This is a genomic window from Streptomyces sp. NPDC028991, assembly GCF_055564775.1.
Map to the genome: position 1 here is coordinate 19,187 of NZ_JBVHVP010000026.1, position 16,311 is coordinate 35,497.

The 16,311-nt window shown below is 74.3% G+C and carries 12 protein-coding genes; 2 read left to right on the forward strand and 10 right to left on the reverse strand.

Annotated features, from left to right (window positions below; all coding sequences use genetic code 11):
- Nucleotides 1–32 precede the first annotated feature (32 nt).
- The 8 genes from ACZ4V1_RS31340 to ACZ4V1_RS31375 all read right to left on the reverse strand — a co-directional run bounded on the left by ACZ4V1_RS31340 (nt 33) and on the right by ACZ4V1_RS31375 (nt 12,063).
- The gene (locus ACZ4V1_RS31340; RefSeq protein ID WP_468342946.1) at nt 33–1,640 is read right to left on the reverse strand and encodes a serine/threonine protein kinase; all 1,608 of its coding nucleotides are present in this window, start codon (nt 1,638–1,640) and stop codon (nt 33–35) included.
- 303 nt (nt 1,641–1,943) lie between these two features.
- On the reverse strand, nt 1,944–2,903 hold the full coding sequence (locus ACZ4V1_RS31345; protein WP_468342949.1) for a threonine/serine dehydratase: 960 nt from the start codon (nt 2,901–2,903) through the stop codon (nt 1,944–1,946).
- A gap of 212 nt (nt 2,904–3,115) precedes the next feature.
- Complete coding sequence (locus tag ACZ4V1_RS31350; protein WP_468342952.1) at nt 3,116–3,793, reverse strand: AIM24 family protein; 678 nt, start codon at nt 3,791–3,793, stop codon at nt 3,116–3,118.
- A 58-nt stretch (nt 3,794–3,851) separates the two neighbouring features.
- Complete coding sequence (locus ACZ4V1_RS31355; protein ID WP_468342955.1) at nt 3,852–5,180, reverse strand: CAP domain-containing protein; 1,329 nt, start codon at nt 5,178–5,180, stop codon at nt 3,852–3,854.
- A gap of 216 nt (nt 5,181–5,396) precedes the next feature.
- A complete protein-coding gene (locus ACZ4V1_RS31360; RefSeq protein ID WP_468343072.1) occupies nt 5,397–8,378 on the reverse strand; it encodes a helix-turn-helix transcriptional regulator in 2,982 nt (993 codons plus the stop codon).
- Nucleotides 8,379–8,687: 309 nt separating this feature from the next.
- Nucleotides 8,688–8,936 (reverse strand): UBP-type zinc finger domain-containing protein, encoded by a 249-nt coding sequence (locus tag ACZ4V1_RS31365; RefSeq protein WP_468342958.1) that lies wholly within the window; start codon nt 8,934–8,936, stop codon nt 8,688–8,690.
- A complete protein-coding gene (locus ACZ4V1_RS31370) occupies nt 8,933–10,390 on the reverse strand; it encodes an ATP-binding protein (protein ID WP_468342961.1) in 1,458 nt (485 codons plus the stop codon). Before ACZ4V1_RS31370 ends, ACZ4V1_RS31365 begins: the two co-directional genes overlap by 4 nt.
- Nucleotides 10,387–12,063 (reverse strand): NAD(P)/FAD-dependent oxidoreductase, encoded by a 1,677-nt coding sequence (locus ACZ4V1_RS31375; RefSeq protein WP_468342964.1) that lies wholly within the window; start codon nt 12,061–12,063, stop codon nt 10,387–10,389. The genes ACZ4V1_RS31370 and ACZ4V1_RS31375 overlap by 4 nt, the downstream gene beginning before the upstream one ends.
- Nucleotides 12,064–12,441: 378 nt before the next feature.
- Between ACZ4V1_RS31375 and ACZ4V1_RS31380 the strand changes: the two genes are divergently transcribed.
- The gene (locus ACZ4V1_RS31380) at nt 12,442–13,323 is read left to right on the forward strand and encodes a universal stress protein (RefSeq protein WP_468342967.1); all 882 of its coding nucleotides are present in this window, start codon (nt 12,442–12,444) and stop codon (nt 13,321–13,323) included.
- A gap of 16 nt (nt 13,324–13,339) precedes the next feature.
- Here the strand turns inward: ACZ4V1_RS31380 and ACZ4V1_RS31385 are convergent, their stop codons facing one another.
- Together ACZ4V1_RS31385 and ACZ4V1_RS31390 are read right to left on the reverse strand one after the other, a co-directional pair.
- A complete protein-coding gene (locus tag ACZ4V1_RS31385; RefSeq protein ID WP_468342970.1) occupies nt 13,340–14,572 on the reverse strand; it encodes a DUF4032 domain-containing protein in 1,233 nt (410 codons plus the stop codon).
- A 312-nt stretch (nt 14,573–14,884) separates the two neighbouring features.
- On the reverse strand, nt 14,885–15,514 hold the full coding sequence (locus tag ACZ4V1_RS31390) for an alpha-ketoglutarate-dependent dioxygenase AlkB (RefSeq protein ID WP_468342973.1): 630 nt from the start codon (nt 15,512–15,514) through the stop codon (nt 14,885–14,887).
- Between the two features lie 108 nt (nt 15,515–15,622).
- Between ACZ4V1_RS31390 and ACZ4V1_RS31395 the strand changes: the two genes are divergently transcribed.
- Nucleotides 15,623–16,246: a TetR/AcrR family transcriptional regulator gene (locus ACZ4V1_RS31395; RefSeq protein WP_468342976.1), complete on the forward strand. Its 624-nt coding sequence runs from the start codon at nt 15,623–15,625 to the stop codon at nt 16,244–16,246.
- The last annotated feature ends 65 nt before the right edge of the window (nt 16,247–16,311 follow it).

The window sequence follows — 16,311 nt, forward strand, 5'->3', positions numbered from 1 at the left end:
GTCCGAGCGGAGTGAAAACGGGACGATGACGGTCAGGTCGAATCCTCCCGGAACGTCTTGAGGAAGGCGGCGAGCGCCCGCTCGTTCGCGGGGTCGTCCCAGTCGTCGGCCGGCGTCGTCCAGCGCAGCGAGAAGCTCCGCCCGCCGCCGAGGAGATAGCCGCGGCCGAAGGTGCGCACCCGGGTGCCGTCGTCCCGGGCCACCCACTCCATGTCGGCGGCCGGGCGTCCCCGGTACGTCGTCGCGCGGATCTCGCCGACCCTGCTGTAGTCGCCGGATCCCTCCAGACCGGGCTCGACGTCGTCGCGCCAGACCGCCACGGGATCCGCGCCGGCGCGCTCGCTGTAGGTGACCGCGAGGGTGCGCGGGTCGCCGGACGAGCCGAAGACCACCCGGTACGCCCCGTCCGGCACCCGCGAGGTGTCCAGCCGTCGCCAGCCCTCGGGCAGCGCGACGGAGAAGCCCTCCGGGGCGTCGTAGCGGCGGAACCCGGCCGGCGCGGCGTCGCCCGGCTCGCCCGGCCTGTCCGGCTTCGACGGTGTGGGTGTCGCGCTCGGCGAGGGGGCGGGGGAGGAGGGGGTGGTGCCGTCGGCGGGCGGCGGGGCGGGGGCCGTGGGGCGCTGCCGGGCGCCGGTGGCGGAGCCGCCGTCCGTGCCGGGCGGCCCGTGGGTGACGGCGAGGACGGCGGCGATGACCGTGACGACGGCCAGGGCGGTGCCCGCGAGCGTCGTCCGCCGGCTCCAGTCCCGGCCCACCTGCCCGACCGCGCCACGCGCGCCGCGCAGGCGGGGACGGGACGCCTGGTGCACGGCCGCGCCGGGATCCTCGGTCAGCACCCGGACGAGGGCCTCGCGGACCACCGGCCGGGTCAGTCGCTCCCGCGAGTCCTTGCGCAGCAGGCCTTGCACGACCCGGGTGAGCGGGCCGGCGCGCACCGGAGTGCGCAGCGGCAGCCGGTCCACGCCCTTCAGCGTGGTCTCGGGCCGGCCCCGGTCACGGAACGGCGGACGGCCCTCGACCATCGTGTAGAGGATGGCCCCCAGCGTCCAGAGGTCGGCCGCGGGCCCGATCCGCTCGTCGCGGGCCTGCTCGGGCGAGGCGTACGAAGGCGCGGTGAGCCGCGGTGCGAGGGTGGCGCCGGCCAGCCCGAAGCCGGTGACGACGACGGAGCCCTCCTCGCCCACGAACACCTGCCCCGGGCTCAGCTCGCCGTGCGTGACACCCAGGTCGTGCGCCGCCTCCAGCACGTCCAGCACTTCCAGGCCGATGCGCGCCGCCCGCACGTAGTTGAAGGTGCCCTGCCGTTCCAGGAGCTCGTCGAGCGGTACGCCGCCGACCCACTCGGTCACCGTCCACAGGACGCCGTCCGCCACGACCGCGTCGACCACCGCGGGGGTCCGCCCGGGGCACGACGACTGCATGGTCTCGCCGGCGCGGATCACCCGTCCGGGAGTCCGGCGGGCGGTCTCGCCGGCCTGCTCCCGCTCCTGAGGGAGCCCGACCCGCGTGACCAGACACGGGCGGCCCGTACCGGTGTCCTCCCCCGACCAGCGGACGCGGTTCGTTTCACGGTGGACGACTTCGAGAAGGCGGTACCGTCCGGCGACCAACTCGTGTGTGGAGACGTGCGCCCTGCCCATGGCCATCCCTCGTTCGCACCGCCGGCTCTCAGCTTGTCCAGAGGTACGGCCGGGGCGCCGTGCCGCGTTCAACGAATGCGGGATCCGGGGTCTTTTCTGACCTTTCGTCAAAAACGGCGAACACCTGCACGACGGCGCATGCCGAAAAAGCCACCGCGCGAGCCCCGCACCGCTCCTGACCTGGGCAAGACTCCGCAACCGTGCCACCGCGCAATTCCGCCGGAGGAGGGTGCGGTACCGGGAATGCGGGACCGGCCTGGTGGTAACCGCCGGTAATTGCGGATTTCGCGGGGGAAACCCGCCTCAGCGCAGCCCGAAACGGTCCGCCCAGGCCGTCACGTCGGTGGTCGTGGCGTTGCCTCCGCACACCACCAGTCCGATCCGGGCGCCGTCACCCACCCGCTCCACGACGCGCCGGGCCGCCGGCAGCAGGCAGCCGGCGGCCGGCTCGGTCCACACCTTCCCGTGCTCGGCGAGCGCGAGCGAACCCTCCACGGCCTCCCGGTCCGGCACCACCAGCACCTCGCCGACCAGCGCCGACACATGGTCGTACGTGAGCTGTGAGACGGACGGGGCGCTGAGCGTGGTGACGATCGAGGACAGGGCCACCGGGAGCGGCCCGCCCGCCGCCAGCGCCCGCGACATCGCCTCGGCGCCCTCGGTCTCCACGCCCCAGACCCGCACGCCCGGCCGCAGCGCCCGCAACGCCGCCGCCACGCCCGCGATCAGCCCGCCGCCCCCGATACTCACGAGGACGTCGGTGAGCTCCCCGGCGTCCTCGGCGAACTCCAGCCCGACGGTGCCCTGTCCCGCGATCACGACGGGGTCGTCGAAGGGGTGGACCAGGGTCAGGCCCTCCTCCCGCAGCCGGGTCACGAGCGCGAAGGCACTGTCCATGCCGTCGGTGAGCCGCACCAGCGCGCCCGCCTCCTCGGCGGTCTCCACCGAACGCGCCGGTGCCGTACGCGGCATGACCACCGTGGCCTTCACGTCGAGGGCGGCGGCCATGACCGCCACGGCGATCCCGTGGTTTCCGCCGCTGACCGCGACGACACCGGCGGCCCGCTCGGCCTCGGTCAGGGACAGCAGCTTCGCCGTCGCGCCACGCGCCTTGAACGATCCGGTGCGCTGAAGCAGTTCCAGTTTCGTGCTGACCGGGACCCCGAGCAGCGCGGACAGCCCGGGGCTGGGCACGGTCGGGGTGCGTACGACATGTCCGGCGATCCGCTCGGCCGCGGCTTCGATCTCCGTGATCCCGATCAAGGCAGTCATCCTTCCGGCGCGGAACGGTGATCTCCGCCCCTTCGCACCCTTTCGCGCGACGCCCCCAAGGTCAACACGGTTCCGGAGGCCGCGGGCGAGCGCATCGCCGGTCGAGGGCGCTCAGCGCCTCGAGGACCCGCCCCGACCACCTGGGCGGCCAGGGCGCGTCATCCGTCGCCGGACGGGACGCCGACGGAGCGGACCGGCTCGCCTCAGTGCTGCTGCGTCTTCTGCGGCGTCACCTCACTCGGCCGTACGACCACGTAGCCCTGGCCCTGGAGCAGCAGCTGCACGGCCTCGCCGGAACCGCCGCGCAGCATCGAGCCGATGGACTGCGAACGGTGCAGGGAGGTCGACAGCCCGGCGGACCAGCCGACGATCGCGTCGGTGTCGACGTAGACCGGGTACTGGGGCGAGACCGGGATGACCAGCGGACTGCCGTCGCACACCAGCCCCAGCCTGCCGTGCCCCGTGAAGACGCTGTTGAACAGCCCGCCGCCGGTGATGCCGGCGCCCTTGACCGTGGCGATGCGGTACGACAACGAGGAGTCGAAGCACAGGACGTTGCGGCCGTTGACGGTGAACTCGTCACCGGGCTCCACCTCGACGATGAAGCAGCTCTGCGCCTCGTGCGCGAACCAGGCCTCGCCCTGTCCGCGCACCGCCATCAGGGGCAGCCCCTCCCCGGTGACCGCGCGCTTGAGCATGCCGCCCACGCCCTGGCCCTTGCGCTCGAACTGGAGATCGCCGCGGTAGGCGACCATCGCGCCCTGCCGGGCCAGCATCTCGCCGTTCACCGTGTAACGGATGCACTTGGAGTTCTCGACGGTCATGCCCGGCGCTGTGGCGGGCTGCACCATGTGCTCGCTGGAAAAGAGGTCACCCTTCATACGGGCATCCTGTCCCGGAGCAACCCGTTCCGCCAAGATCGTGTGCCGGGAGCCGTGTTCAGCCGCCGAAGAGCTGGGTCCAGTACGTGCCCGCCCGGCCACCGCCGGCGAGGCCGATGCCGATGTGGGTGAAGTCGGCGTTGAGGATGTTGGCGCGGTGCCCGGGGCTGTTCATCCAGCCCTCCACCACGTCGGCGGGGGAACGCTGGCCGCAGGCTATGTTCTCGCCGACCGTGCGCCGGGTGGCGCCCGCGGCGGCGGCGCGGTCCCAGGGCTTGCCGCCGTCCGGGTCGGTGTGCGCGTAGAAGTCGCGCGCCACCATGTCCGCGCTGTGCGCCTGCGCGGCGTGGGTCAGCCGGGCATCGACGGCCAGGGCGGGCAGACCGGCCCGGGTCCGCTCCCGGTTGGTGAGGCCGACGACCTCGGCCGTGGTGCGGGCCAGGCCGTCCGGGGTCAGCGGTGCGGCCCACAGCGCCGTCCAGTACGTGTCTCCCGACGGTCCGCCGGTGACGTGCGCCCAGCCGGCGTGCGTGAAGGCGGCGCCGTGCAGCGTGCGCCGGGTCCGCTCGGTGCGCAGGCAGTACGCGACGAACTCGGCGGGTGTGCGCGGGCCCGACACCAGGTGCTCGCCGACGGTGAGATACGCGTACCCGGCGCGGACGACGCGCTGGTGGACGGAGAGGCCGTCCCGGGTCTCGACGCTCAGCGTGCCCGCGGAGGCCATGGCGGCGGCGTGGGCACGGGCCGCGGCGGCCAGCCGCGCGTCGGCGGAGACGGGGCGGGAACCGGCCTCCGCGCGGGCGGAGTTGACCAGAGCGAGGAAGCCGTCGGAGCCGACCGGAGGTGGTGCGGAGCCGGCCTGGGGCGCGGTCGGCGTGGCCGGGGCCCGGTCGTCGGGTGCCGGAGACTCGTCGACGACCTCCACCCCGAAGTCCCGGGCGAGACCGGCGAGTCCGTCGGCGTACCCCTGCCCCAGAGCCCGCAGCTTCCAGCCCTCGCCGCGCCGGTAGAACTCCGCGAGCAGCAGCACGGTCTCCTGCCGGGGGCGCGGCGGCGTGAACCGGGTCAGTGCCCGGCCGCGCGCGTCGGTGACGTGGAGTGTGGGGGAGGGGAGCGCGCCCGGGGCGGTCCCGGGGGCCGAGGGGCTCACCGCCACCGTCACCCGGGTCGCACCGGGGCGCAGCCGGGAGGGATCGACGATCAGCGTGTCGTCGCGCAACCGGGCGCCGGGTGCCTCCGGCTGGTTGTAGAAGACGAAGTCGCCGTCACCGCCCACCTTGCCGCCGTCATCGGTGACGAGCGCCGAGACGTCGAAGCCGCCGGGTACCCGCACGCTCACGGGTCCGCCCGGCAGGGGGACGTTGCCCCCGGGAACCAGCTCACTCATCGTGCCGCCCTTGGGTGTGGTCCTGCTCCGGCAGGGGTCTCGGTGCCGGGTCAACGTCCGCCGGACACCGGGGGTTCCCGCGGCCGGCAGCCCTGCGCCGGGGGGCCCAGCGCCGGGGGACACCCTGCGCCGGAGGAGCCGCCAGGCCGTGTCGGCCCCGAGCCGTGGCCGTCCTGCGGCCGGGGGCTCCTGCCGGTGCCGGTCGCGAGCCGGAGGTCAGGTCGAAGCCGTCGGTTCCGGAGTGATCAGGCCCTGCCGGTAGGCGATCGCCACGGCCTCCGTGCGGCTCGCCGCCTCCAGCTTGGCCAGGATGTTGGAGACGTGGACGCTCGCCGTCTTGGCGCTGATGAACAGCTCCTCGCCGATCTGGCGGTTGCTGCGGCCGAGGGCGAGGAGCCGCAGCACGTCCTGCTCACGGGCGGTGAGCACCGCCGCGCGGCCGTCGGCGGGCGCCGTGTCCGTCGACAGCCGGGCGCGGCGGACCAGGTCGTCCAGTCGCTCGCGCAGCAGCGTGGCGCCGAGCCGGTCGGCCTCCCCGCGTACGGTGTCCGCCTGGGCTGCCGCCTCCTCGCGGCGGTCGGCCGCCAGCAGGGCCTCCGCCAGCCGCAGCCGGCAGCGCGCGCGTTCGTAGGCGTCGCCGTACGCGAACCCGGCCACCGTCTTCTCCCAGGACGCCGGGTCCGGTCCGGACCCCGCGATCCGGGTCCACTCCGCCTCCGCGCGCGCCAGCCACGCCTGACCCTCCGGGCCCTGGGGCGTGCCGTCCGCCCCGTGCCCGGCGGACGACCGGGCCCGCTCCAGCAGTTCCGCCGCGGTGTCCCTCCAGCGGCCGACCCGCGCCTCGTCACCGGCGGCGCGCAGCTCGACGACCGTGTCCGCCACCGCGGACAGGGCCAGGGTGGTGAGCCTGACGGTCACGGCCGGCGGTATGCCCGCGTCGTCGGTGAGCGCTTCCACGGTGGACCGCGCCCACCGCACCGCCTCCTCCGCGTCCCCGCGCAGCGCGGCGGCGTCGGTCAGCACGATGCCCGCGACCATCGTGCCCATCCAGTCGAACGGCCCCTCCAGCATCGCGCGTGCACGCTCCGCCGCCCCGAAGTCGCCGCGCGCCAGCGCCACGTACAGGCCGGGGCCGACGGCGTGACCGCCCGCGGCGGGCAGCACGCCGGTGGTGTCCGCGGCGCCCCGCACGCACTCGTCCCAGTGGCCCAGCGTGTACTGCACCAGCAGCCGCAGATACCGCATCTCCCGCGGATACGGCGAGGACAGCAGCCCGGAGCGGCGGGCCCGGTCCAGGCCCTCCTCCGCCCAGGGCAGGCACTCCTCCAGGTCACCGGACTCGAAGCAGCCGATGGCGAGGTTGAACAACGCGCGCATCTCCACCGGAGCGTTGCCCGACCGCCGTGCCAGCTCCCTCGCCTCCAGGAGCCGCTTGCGGCCCTGCGGAGTGCTCCGATTGCCGCCTTCGAGCCCGGCCAGGGAGATCAGGAGATCGGCGCGGGCGTCCGTGACCTTCAGGTCCTCCGCCACCCGCAGCGCCCGCCGCGCCACTCGCAGCGCGGTCTCGTTCTCCCCGACCTGGCGGGCCGCCGTGACGTGCGTCGCCGCGGCCCACACCCACGTGGACGACGGAGGCTCGGCGGGGATCAGGCCGAGCGCCTCGCTGCTGTGGGCGAACGCGGCCGACAGATTGTCGACGCTCAGCAGATTCCCCGCGAGCGTGTAGCGGACGCGGGCGGCGAGTTCCAGGTCGGCGTCCTGACCGAGGCCGGCCAGCGCGGACCGGGTGAGGGAGACCGCGCGGTGCAGCTCCCCGGCGTGCGCGGCGGCCGCCGAGGCGCGCAGCGTGAGCGTCACGGCGTCGGGCCCGGCGGGCCGTGCCGCGGAGTCGACCGCCGACCACAGATCGAGGGCCGTCTCGACGTGCCGCAACTCCTCGGCGGGCGCGCCGACGCGCTGCGCGTGGTCCGCGGCTTCGAGGGAAGCGGCGAGCGCCTCGGGCAGGTCGTGGCTCTCACGGTAGTGGTGGGCTCGCTCGGCCGCGCTGTCGGACCGGCGGTCCCGTGCGGCGAGCAGCCGGGCGAACGCGCCGTGCAGCCGGGCCCGTTCCCCCGGGAGCAGGTCGGCGTAGACCGCCTCCCGCGCGAGGGCGTGCCGGAAGGAGTAGGTGCCTCCGTCGCCGGAGACGAGCAACTGCCGCTCCACGGCCTCGCGCAGCGCCGACTCCAGCTCGTCCTCGGGCAGCCCGACGGCGTCCCGCAGCAGGTCGTGCCCCACGCGGCGCCCGGCGACCGCGGCGGTGCGCAGCACCTGCTGGGCCGTCTCGGACAACTGCTCGAACCGGATGAGCAGGACGTCGGCCAGTCCGCTGGGTACACCCCCGGCCGGCGCGTCCGTGGCCGCGACCAGCTCCTCGGCGTAGAAGGCGTTGCCCTCGGCGCGCTCGACGATCCGGTGCACGGTGGTGTCCGGCAGCGGCCGGTCGCCGAGGGAGCGCACCAGTCGCGCCACGTCGGCGTCGGGCAGGGGCCGCAGTTCCAGCCGCTCCACGGCGGGCAGCCGGACCAGCTCGGCGAGCAGGGGCCGCAGCGGGTGGCGGCGGTGCAGGTCGTCCGCCCGGTACGAGGCGAACACCGCGAGCCGCGCGCCCGGCGCTCCGCCGGCCGACCGCTGCAGGACTCCCCGGCTGAGCAGGAACCGCAGCAGGTCCCGGGAGGACTGGTCGGCCCAGTGCAGGTCCTCCAGGACCAGCAGCAGCGGGGCGATGCCCGCCAGCTCGGCCAGCAGGGCGGCCACGCCCTCGAACAGCCGCAGCCGCGACCGCGTGGTGGCCCCCCTGTCGCCCCCTTCGTCCGGCCCGCCGCCGAGCAGCCGGTCGGCCACCGGATGCGCGGCCACCACGGCGGCGAACCGCTCGTCGGCGGCCAGCACACCGAGGATCTCGGTGAACGGCAGGTACGGCAGACCCACGTCACCCAGGTCGACGCAGTGCCCGGTGAGGACGGTCGTCCCGGCCGCGACGGCCCGCCCGGCGGCCTCGTCCAGGGTCCGGGTCTTGCCGACCCCGGCGTCCCCGGCGATCAGCACCGCGCGGGCCTCCCCGGAGCGGGCGCGCTCCAGTACGCCGGTGAGACGCGCGACTTCGTCCTCGCGGCCGACGAGCGGGCTGGTGAAAAAGGTCTGCTGCACGACGCCCATCCTGGCACGCGGGTCCGACAGCTCCTCCGCGGACGAGCACCCCGGCCGTCGCCGCCGGACGCCGTCGCCGGGGCGTGCCATCGGGGGCCCCCAGTGCCCGCCACCCGCCGCCCGCCGCCCGACCGGATCGCCGGTCGAGGCCCCCGGCCGGGCGGCCCGCACGTCCGGGACGCTGATCGAGGGCCACGGGCTGCACTGCCGAGTGGCAAGTGGCCCTGGGGCCGAGTCACGCTGAGCCTTGCGGCCTTGCGGCCTTGCGGCCTTGCGGCCTTGCGGCCTTGCGGCCTTGCGGCCTTGCGGCCCCCTGACTCAGCGCCGCAGCGTCCGAGCCCAGTCCGGCGGTACCCGCCCCGCCGGCCCGGGGGACGGCTGGTCCTGGGGGTGGCTGCCCGGCGGGGCGAGCTCCGGACCGGACTCCCGCACCTCGTTGGCCGCGTAGTCCCAGTACCAGTCCTCGCCCGGCTCGAAGCTCTGCACCACCGGGCACCCGGTGGTGCATTCGGCGCAGCCGGTGCCGCTGGGCGGGGCGGCGGGGTCGATTCCGGTGTCACTGGTCATGCCGGCTCCTCGGTCGGTTCGGATTCGGCGGCGGTGAGCGGCAGGAGCACCTGGAAGCGGGTGTCACCCGGCACGGACTCCACCTGGAGCGTGCCGTGGTGCTTGTCGACCACGATCCGCCAGGAGATGTCCAGACCGAGCCCGGTGCCCTCGCCCACCGGCTTGGTGGTGAAGAACGGGTCGAAGATGCGCTCGCGGATCTCCGGAGCGATCCCGGTGCCGGTGTCGCGGAACTCCACCAGCAGCCGGTCGTGGTGAAGTGCCGTCCGCACGGTCAGTGTGCCGTCATCGCCCGTGCCGTGCATGGCGGAGACCGCGTTGTCGATCAGGTTGGTCCACACCTGGTTGAGTTCGGCCGGGTACGCCGGGATCCGAGGCACCGTGCGGTCGTACTCCTTGACGACCTCGATCCGCGGGCCGAGCTTGCCCGACAGCATCAGCAGGGTGCTGTCGAGGAGCTCGTGGACGTCGACGGTCCGATAGGGCGCCCGGTCGAGCTGCGCGTACTGCTTGGCCGCGTCCACCAGGTGCGAGATCCGGGCGGTGGAGTCCGCGATCTCGTCCATCAGCAGCTCGGTCTCGACCGTGTAGTTGAGCCAGCCGACCGCCCCCGGCAGCATCTCCTCGTCCACGGCCGCCGCCACCTGGTCCAGCCACTCGGCGTCCAGGCCCGCCTGCACGAAGGTCGGCGCGAGCTGCCAGGCCTGCTCGATGCCGTGGGCCTCCAGCCAGTCGGTGAGGGCGTCCTCCCGGTCGGCGGCCTCCAGCGGGGTGAGCGAGGGCGCCTTCGCGACCCGCTCGGCCGTGCGCTCCTGTATCTCGATGAGACCCGCGAGCGCGTCCCGGGAGAACGGCCCCTCGGCGATGACGGCGAGTTTGTGCCGCATCTTCGCCACCCGCTCCCGCAGCGTCGAGGTGGCCCGGACCGCGGCCGCCGCCGGATTGTTCAGCTCGTGCGTGAGGCCGGCCGACAGCGAGCCGAGCGCCAGCAGCCGCTCGCGCTGCCCGATGGTCCGCTGGGTGTTCTTGGACCCGAAGAACAGCCCCTCCAGCAGGTGCACCGCCATCGGGAACCACTCCCGCATGACGGCCGCGAACGTCGCCGCCGGCAGGACGAAGAACCGCGTCGGCTCCGTGACGCGCATCGAGTTGGTGTAGACCTGCGGCAGCCGGTCGCCGACATACGCCTGCATCGCGCCCGCGTACACCCCGCGCTGCGAGGTGCGGTTGGTCTCCACGTCGTCCCCGCCGACCCGGCGGGAGAGCACGACCGACCCCTCCAGCATCACGTAGAGGCACGTCGCGTCCTCGCCCTCGGCGTACACCGGCCCGGGCTGGAACAGCTCCACCCCGCCCTCGGCGCACAGCCGCCCCAGCTGTTCGGACGACAGCTTCTCGAACAGGAACAGTTCCCCGATCTCCTCGGGGCTGCACGGCATCGGCCGCCCGCTCACGACTGCTCCAGATACCGGTGGACGAGCATGACGGCCATGGCTCCCTCTCCGACGGCGGACGCGACCCGCTTGGCGGACTCCGCGCGGGCGTCGCCCGCCACGAACACGCCCGGGACACTGGTCTCCAAGTGGTAGGGCGGGCGGTCCAGCTCCCAGTCGGCCGGTGGCCGCCCGTCGGGGGTGAGGTCGGGACCGGCGAGGATGAACCCGCGTTCGTCCCGCAGCACCGTGCCGTCCAGCCAACCGGTCAGCGGAGCCGCGCCGATGAACACGAACAGCCACTGGGCGTCGACGAGCTCGGTGCCGCCGACCTGTGCGTCGCGCAGCGTCAGCCGCTCCAGGTGACCGTCGCCGTGCGCGCTCTCGACGACCGTGCCGCAGCGCACCTGGATGTTGGGCGTCTCCTCGATCTGCTGGATCAGGTAGTGCGACATGGACGCCGCGAGGGAGTCGCCGCGGACCAGCAGGGTCACCGACTTGGCGCCCCGGGACAGGTACATCGCCGCCTGCCCGGCCGAGTTGGCGCCGCCCACGATGTACACGTCGTGCCCCTGGCAGGCGGCGGCCTCGGTCAGCGCCGAGCCGTAGAAGACGCCGCAGCCCGTCAGGTCGTCGGTGCCGGGAGCGGTGAGCTGCCGGTAGGAGACACCGGTCGCCAGGATCACGCTGTGCGCGGCGATCTCCGAGCCGTCCGAGAACCGTACGATCCGCGCCGCCCCGTTTGCCTCCAGTCCCGTCACCTCGCGGGCGGTGAGGATCTCGGCGCCGAACTTCGCCGCCTGCCGCCGGGCCCGGTCGGTGAGCTGCCCGCCCGACACACCGTCGGGGAAGCCGAGGTAGTTCTCGATCCGTGAGCTCTGCCCGGCCTGCCCGCCGGTCGCCGACCGCTCCACCAGCACCGTCCGCAGCCCCTCCGAAGCCCCGTAGACGGCCGCGCCGAGCCCCGCCGGCCCGCCGCCGATCACCACGAGGTCGTAGAACTCGGCCGCCGGCGTCGTCGCCAGGCCCACGCGTGCCGCGAGGTCGGGCGCCTCCGGCTCCACCAGCGGGGTGCCGTCCGGCGTGATCACCACCGGCAGCCGCCGCCCGTCCTGCCCGGCCGCCGACAGCAGCCGCCGCCCCTCCGGCTCGTCGGAGGAGTACCAGCGGTACGGCACCTGGTTGCGGGCCAGGAACTCCCGGACCTCCGAGGAGCGCGCCGACCAGCGGTGCCCGACGACCTTGGTGCTGGGCACGGGCCGGTGGTCGCCGCTGCGCCAGGTCCGGAGCAGGTCGTCCAGGACCGGGTAGAGCTTCTCCTCGGGCGGGTCCCAGGGCTTGAGCAGATAGTGGTCCAGGTCGACGACGTTGATCGCGTCGATCGCCGCGTTGGTGTCCGCGTAGGCGGTCAGCAGTACCCGGCGGGCGCCCGGATACACGTCCAGGGCCTGCTCCAGGAACTCGATGCCGTTCATCTGCGGCATCCGGTAGTCGGCGAGGATCACGGCCACCGGGTCGCCGCGCAGCTTCAGTTCGCGCAGTGCCTCCAGCGCCGACTCGCCGGACTCCGCGCGCACGATCCGGTACGTGGCGCCGTAGCGCCGCCGCAGGTCGCGGGCGACGGCTCGGGAGACCCCCGGATCGTCGTCCACGGTCATGATGACGGTCCGCGTCGCCCCGTCGGCCTGTGCCATACGTCCCCCACGTCGAACGGCCGGATTCACGGCACGGCGTCCCCGTCACCGCACCGGCCTGCGGTCCATCGTATGTTCGGTCGCGGGGTCCCGCTCAGGCGGACGGAGGGCCGCCGCGGGTGCCCCGCACGCGAGACTCGCCGCCCCCCGGCGCCGGCACGCGGAGGAGCCCCGGCGGCCGGTCCGGCGCCGGACGGGGCCGGTATGCCTCGGGGAGGTGGTTCACCCCGACCCGGCCGGGCCCCGGCGGCCCGCCGGCGTCGGGGCGTGACCGGATCGGGCGCGTCGGCGTTCATCCGCGCCCACCGCGCAGTCACGAGGACGGCGTAGGGAAGACTGGGTCTCATGGACGTGCCCGCGACACAGGGAGGGACCCGCATGACGCGCCCGATCACGGCAGGGGTCGACGGTTCGGAGGAGAGCCTGGCCGCACTGGCCTGGGCCGCCAGGGAGGCGGTCCGCCGGGAAGCACCGCTGCACGTCGTGCACGCCTGGCAGGCGCAGGCGCAGGCGCAGGACACGGCCGGCGCGGGCGGCCGGGACGCGCAGGAGCGGTATGTGCGTGACTCGGTCGCCGAATCGGTCCGGACCGTCACCGAGCGGCACCCGGACCTCACGGTGTCCTCGGAGGTGCGCGAGGCCGACGACGCCGTCGCCGTGCTGCTCGCCGCCGCGGTCGAGGCAGAGACGCTGGTGCTCGGCTCGCGCGGCCACGGGGCGGTCGTCGGCTTCCTGCTCGGCTCCGTCGGCCAGCAGGTGATCGCCGAGGCGACCCGGCCGGTCGTCCTCGTGCGGGCCGGGGACGAGGCCGCGGGCGAGGCCGCCGGCCGCGAGGTCGTGGTGGGGCAGCAGGGGGAGCCGGAGGACAGCGCCGACGTCATCGGGTTCGCCTTCGAGGCGGCGGCCGCGCGCGGCGCCACCGTGCGGGCCGTGCGGGCCTGGACCCTGCCGACGGTGTTCACCTACAGCCCGGGCTCGATGGCGCTCGCCGACGAGGCCGGGGGCCTCGAGTCGTACGAGAGGAAGGCGCTCGGCGAGGCGCTCGGGCCGTGGCGCGAGCGCTTCCCCGACGTTCCGGTGATCGAGCACGTGGAGATGGGCAGCGCCGGGCAGGTGCTGCTGTCGGTGGCCGGTGCGGCCCGGTTGATGGTCGTCGGCCGCCGTGCCCGCCGTACGGCCGTCGGCGCCCGGATCGGCTCGGTGGCGCACGGCGTGCTGCACCACGCGGACTGCCCGGTGGCGGTGGTCCCGCACACGTGAGGGAGCGGTACGCCGCTCAGTCCGCCGTGGGCTGGAGGGTCTCCCGCGCCTTGGGCAGGATGTTCTCGGTGTAGTCGGTGACGGCCGTGTCGAGACCGATGTCGTGCTGGGCCCGCTCGGACAGGTACCAGCGGTGCTCCAGCAGCTCGTGGTAGATCTCGGCCGGGTCCATCGCACCCCGCAGTTCCACCGGCACCGCGCGCACGGTGGGCCGGAAGACCTCGCGCACCCAGCGGTGGGCCAGGACCTCCGGGCGGGCGCCCAGGGGGTCGCCCGGGGCGTAGTCGTCCTGGGTGGCCATCCAGCTCTCCAGGTCGTTCAGCAGCCGCCTGGCCTGGTTCTCCTCGGCGTCCAGGCCCGTCAGGCGCAGCAGCTGGCGCTGGTGGTGGCCGGCGTCGACGACCTTGGGCACGAAGGTGACCGTGTCGCCGTTGGAGGCGTGCTCGATCTGCATCTCGGCCACGTCGAAGCCCAGGTCGTTCAGCCGCCGGATGCGGCGCTCGATGTAGTGGTACTTGCCCGCCGGATAGACGGAGGTACGGGTCAGCTCCTCCCACAGGCCGCGGTAGCGGGCGCAGATCTCCGTGCCGAAGTCGATCGGGTCGACGGACGGGTGCAGCGCCCCCGACGCCTCCAGGTCGAGCAGCTCACCGCTGATGTTCACCCGGGCGAGGTCCAGGTCGTAGTCGCGCTGCCCCTCGCTCAGCCGCGGGTGCAGCTCCCCGGTCTCGGCGTCCACGAGGTACGCGGCGTAGGCGCCCGCGTCGCGCCGGAAGAGCGTGTTGGACAGCGAGCAGTCGCCCCAGGCGAACCCGGCCAGGTGCAGCCGGACCAGCAGCACGGCCAGGGCGTCCATCAGACGGTGCATGGTCGCCGGGCGCAGCGTCGTCTCGAACATCGACCGGTACGGCAGTGAGCCGCCGAGGTGCCGGGTGACCAGCACCGGTTCCAGGGCCTCGCCGGCCGCGCCGGTGCGGCCGGTGACCACGGCCAGCGCGTCCACCGCGGGGATGGCGAGCCGGTCCAGGTCGCGCAGCAGCTGGTACTCGCGCAGCGCGGGCCGTTCGGCCAGCTCCTTGACGGCGATCACCTCGTCCCCGGCCCGGGCGTAGCGGACGACGTGGCGGGAGATGCCGCGCGGCAGCGGCACCAGGTACTCCTCGGGCCACTCCTCCAGCGGCGTCTGCCACGGCAGTTCGAGCAGGAGCGCGGGGTGCTCCGGGTTGGTGGCGCTGATCTGCAAGGCCATGCCCCGACTCTAGAACGTCCGTTCCTGGGCCCGTCGGGCGGCTTCCTTCGCCGGGCTGCGGTGGGCGGGAACGTGTCCGAGAAGCGAGACCGTGTCCGGGAAGCGGGACCGTGTCCGGGAAGCAGGACGTCGCCGTCAAGCCCCGCCGGCACGTCGAGGGAGGCCACGGCGCGCGCCCGATCGTGGTGGCACATGAAGGCCGTCCGCCCCGCGAACGCACGCCCGCCCGTCCGCCCGTCCGGCGTCGACGGACGCGCGCCCGTCCGGCGTCAGCGCCCGCGTGTCCACCCCGCAGTGCACGCCAACTCGGCGTCAGCGCACGCCGTGCGGGCGGAACTGGACGCTGATGCGGGGGCCCGCGGCGCGGGTGCTCTTGGGCACGCAGTGCTCCCAGGTGCGCTGGCAGGAGCCGCCCATCACGATCAGGTCGCCGTGTCCCAGCGGGCGGCGCACCGTGTCGCCGCCCCCGCCCGCCGGACGCAGCAGCAGATCCCGGGGCGCGCCGACCGAGAGGATGGCGACCATCGTGTCCTGGCGCGCGCCCCGTCCGATCCGGTCGCCGTGCCACGCGACGCTGTCCCGGCCGTCGCGGTAATGGCACAGCCCGGCCGTGGTGAAGGGCTCGCCCAGCTCCTCGGCGTAATGCGCGGACAGCGCGTCGCGCGCCTCGGTCAGCAGCGGGTGCGGCAGCGGGTCGCCCGCGCCGTAGAACGCGAGCAGGCGGGGCACGTCGACCACCTGGTCGTACATGGCGCGCCGTTCCGCGCGCCAGGGGACCTCGGCGGCCAACCGCTCGAACAGCACGTCGGCGCCGCTCAGCCACCCGGGGAGCAGGTCGATCCAGGCTCCGGAACCCAGGTGGGTGCGGTGCAGCCCGCCGAGCGGGCCGAGCCGGACCTCGTCCGTCTGGTCGAAGAGCGAGCCCTGGAGGTGCGTGGTCATGCCACCAGCGTACTCCCGAATCGAAAATGTGTTCTATGTGTGTCACGACTCTTCGGATACGCCGCCGTATCGGATACATTCGCGTATCGAACGGCGGGAGGTCCGTGGATGGCGATGAAGGCGAAGGCCGGGCGCGTGACCAGGCGGCGGGTGCGGACCCGCGCGAACCTCCTGGACGCGGCGTTCGCGGTGTTCGCCGCCAAGGGGTTCGGCCGGGTGTCGATCGAGGAGGTCTGCGAGGCCGCCGGGTACAGCCGGGGCGCGTTCTACTCGAACTTCGACAGCCTCGACGAGCTGTTCTTCGCCCTCTACCGCGAACGGGCCGACCTCATCGCGGAGCAGGTCTCCGGCGCCCTCGCGCTCGACGGGCCCGATCTGGACGTGCCGGCCGCCGTGGACCGCGTCACCGAGGTGCTGCTCCTGGACCGGGACTGGCTCCTGGTGAAGACGGACTTCCTGGTGCACGCCGCCCGCGACCCGGCCGTGGCGCGGACCCTGCTGGAGCACCGGGCGCGCCTCAGGGGCGCGATCGCCGACCGGCTGGCCCGGGCGCGTGGGCACGCCACCTCGCCCACCGTGCCGGCCGATGCCGACGGTGCCGCGCGCGCCGTGGTCGCCGCGTACGACGGCGTCACCACCCAACTGCTCCTGGACCGGGACGTCGAGCACGCCCGCGCCTGGCTGGGACAACTGCTCACCGCGCTGCTCACCGGGAGCGGCAACACCCGCTGAGTTGCCTCGACCCCCCTGCACCCCCTCGAATCGCCCATCGCCCATCGCCCATCGCCCATCGCACG

Coding starts and splice junctions, on each gene's coding strand:
- ACZ4V1_RS31365 (WP_468342958.1), bottom strand. CDS start 8,936: ATGACCAGTGACACCGGAATCGACCCCGCCGCCCCGCCCAGCGGCACC.
- ACZ4V1_RS31355 (WP_468342955.1), bottom strand. CDS start 5,180: ATGAGTGAGCTGGTTCCCGGGGGCAACGTCCCCCTGCCGGGCGGACCC.
- ACZ4V1_RS31380 (WP_468342967.1), top strand. CDS start 12,442: ATGACGCGCCCGATCACGGCAGGGGTCGACGGTTCGGAGGAGAGCCTG.
- ACZ4V1_RS31360 (WP_468343072.1), bottom strand. CDS start 8,378: ATGGGCGTCGTGCAGCAGACCTTTTTCACCAGCCCGCTCGTCGGCCGC.
- ACZ4V1_RS31375 (WP_468342964.1), bottom strand. CDS start 12,063: ATGGCACAGGCCGACGGGGCGACGCGGACCGTCATCATGACCGTGGAC.
- ACZ4V1_RS31350 (WP_468342952.1), bottom strand. CDS start 3,793: ATGAAGGGTGACCTCTTTTCCAGCGAGCACATGGTGCAGCCCGCCACA.
- ACZ4V1_RS31395 (WP_468342976.1), top strand. CDS start 15,623: ATGGCGATGAAGGCGAAGGCCGGGCGCGTGACCAGGCGGCGGGTGCGG.
- ACZ4V1_RS31385 (WP_468342970.1), bottom strand. CDS start 14,572: ATGGCCTTGCAGATCAGCGCCACCAACCCGGAGCACCCCGCGCTCCTG.
- ACZ4V1_RS31390 (WP_468342973.1), bottom strand. CDS start 15,514: ATGACCACGCACCTCCAGGGCTCGCTCTTCGACCAGACGGACGAGGTC.
- ACZ4V1_RS31340 (WP_468342946.1), bottom strand. CDS start 1,640: ATGGGCAGGGCGCACGTCTCCACACACGAGTTGGTCGCCGGACGGTAC.